This is a genomic window from Hyella patelloides LEGE 07179 (assembly GCF_900659865.1).
Lineage (GTDB): Bacteria > Cyanobacteriota > Cyanobacteriia > Cyanobacteriales > Xenococcaceae > Hyella > Hyella patelloides.
In genome coordinates this window covers 1-2171 of sequence record NZ_LR214258.1, presented here as the reverse complement: position 1 = coordinate 2171, position 2171 = coordinate 1, and the positions used below count along the sequence as shown (strand labels likewise).

General features: G+C 41.4%; 2 protein-coding genes. Both read right to left on the bottom strand.

What is annotated here, in order from left to right:
* Nucleotides 1-653, bottom strand: a 653-nt coding sequence (locus H1P_RS32890) for an AMIN domain-containing protein (protein WP_144875638.1), incomplete at its 3' end; no start/stop codon positions are given.
* 179 nt (nucleotides 654-832) lie between these two features.
* Nucleotides 833-1849, bottom strand: a complete 1017-nt coding sequence (locus tag H1P_RS32885) for a helix-turn-helix transcriptional regulator (RefSeq protein WP_144875636.1) — start codon at nucleotides 1847-1849, stop codon at nucleotides 833-835.
* Nucleotides 1850-2171 lie beyond the last annotated feature (322 nt).

Sequence of the window (2171 nt, the reverse complement as noted above, 5' to 3'; positions counted from 1 at the left end):
TTTTTAAATTGAGCGAACCGTGAGTCTTGAAGGTCAGTTTCGGTTCTCGTCCCTACTGTGGTTGAAGTAACGATAATATCGATTTCTTCGCTTGGTGCGTCTTCTTGCTGTTGTGCAGTGCTTTGTTCTGGTGTGACGCTTAAAACTAAGTTTTGCTCTGAAGGTACTATTTCTGCGCTTGGGGTTTGGCTCGATCCTGTAATAGTTAAGCGGATACTACTTTCATCTACTTTGGTCAACTCAAAGCGATCGATTCCTGGCGCGGGATTAAGTTCGGTTACGCCATCTCTAAGGTCGAAACCTAATGTTGCATCCAGAATATCAATTACCAGATCGTTACCGACCGGCAAAATCAACGGTACTAGCTTTTCACTTCCTGCTGTGGTTTTCAAGATTACTTCCAAACCCGACTCAGTTTGATTAATCTCTATCCCTGTAACCCGCGTCAGATTAACTTGCGCTAACAAATCCGCAGCCGTACTCCTGCACCTCTTGTCCTGAGCAAAGCCGAAGGGCTGCACCCCTGTACCTCTGCACCCCTGCTCCTCCGCTCCTCTGCTCCCCGTCTCCGCACCAACGGGACTAGCTAAAACCAAACTTAACAAACTACCGACAGATAAAAGACGAAATAACAATACTGAAAATACTTTCATTTACACTCCTCAGACCAAGCGAAGAACCGCCTTATTTAGAAAAATTGTTAATAACTAGATGAGGTGTAGTTTATAGAAGTCAATAACGGCTTGTCTATCGCAAAAAAGAGATTTGTAGTCACAAAATAGAGATATGGGGAAAACACTGAGCGCACTTGCTACTTGCTACTTGCTACTTGCTACTTGCTACTCAATCTTCCTGCCAAACACTCACTAGGCGTAATGCCAAATTGACGTTTAAACACCTTAGCAAAGTAGCCTAAATGAGTATAACCGACTGAGTTAGCCACTTCTGCTACAGAAAGCTTTTTCTCTCGCAACAATAGTTTCGCTTGTTCTAAACGTAATGAAGTTAGATAACCGATAACCGTTGTGCCAAATATTTCCTGAAAGCCCCGACGTAGAGTGAAATCGGAAATTCCCACTTGCTGAGTCAATTCTGAGATTGATGGGGGATTCTCTAATTGATTCACTAAAATATCTCTGGCTTGATAAATGCGATCAATATTTTTATTTTTTAATGTGGAGTTGGTTGCATCGGGGTTTGATTCTGATAACTGAGATAGCTGTAATGCCAGTAACTCCAACACTTTAGCCTCCAGATACATTTTAGCGATCGCGCCGTGGTAGGGATGACAGGATATCTGTTCGACTATAGTTTGCATCTGAAGGGTTACGCCCCCTACCTTAAAGTGAAATCTTTGGGGATTTTCGTTTTCTATTAATGCTTGTAGATGTTTGGGTATGGTGTTTAATTCTGTGGCAAAGTTTCTGATATATGCCAAATCTATTTCCATTCTTAACAACTTTAGGCAATCGCCAGCCCAAAATTGTTCTATCTCTTTAATGTCGGGTAAATAAAATAGATAGTTCTGCCCTTTTGTTTCCGCGTATTCTGGTGCGATACCATCGATACCAGGACAAATCACGCTATGATAACCGCTTAAATAAAATTTAGCTGTCAGAATAGGGCAATCACAATGTTCTGTTAGCTTATGGCAATCGAGGAATATCTGTTCGTCAACAAATTCTAATTTAATTCCCGATAACAAATTTGCATAACAATTTTGCCCTTCATACCACTGGCTCTTAGCTGCTCTAACTAGATCGAACCCACGAAGATTATTTTCTATCTGCTCGCAGGATAAACTTTCTCTGTAGAGGCGATCGTATTCTGCGTCGGTATAAACTTTCATTGACTTTAACTAGGTAAAAACTTAATCATAAACTTTCTCATTAAATAGGTAAAAGATGAAGACTGAAAATGCGAATGCGGGGGATAATAGAAAACTAAAAAATCATGACTAAGCAATGGCTAATTATTCGCCCTAAAGTCTTACTATATTTAATTACCACGCCCTTCGGGCTGAAGTCAGGAGGATAGAGTCAGCAGTCAGGAGTTAGATCAAGCCCGAAGTTGGTCTAAAGGCAAGGGCGCGTCGCCTGTGGTTTCCCAGGCGTTCATGTCGCCCGCTCGCCATTTTTAGGCGAAGAGAAACAAAATATATTCAAGTATTG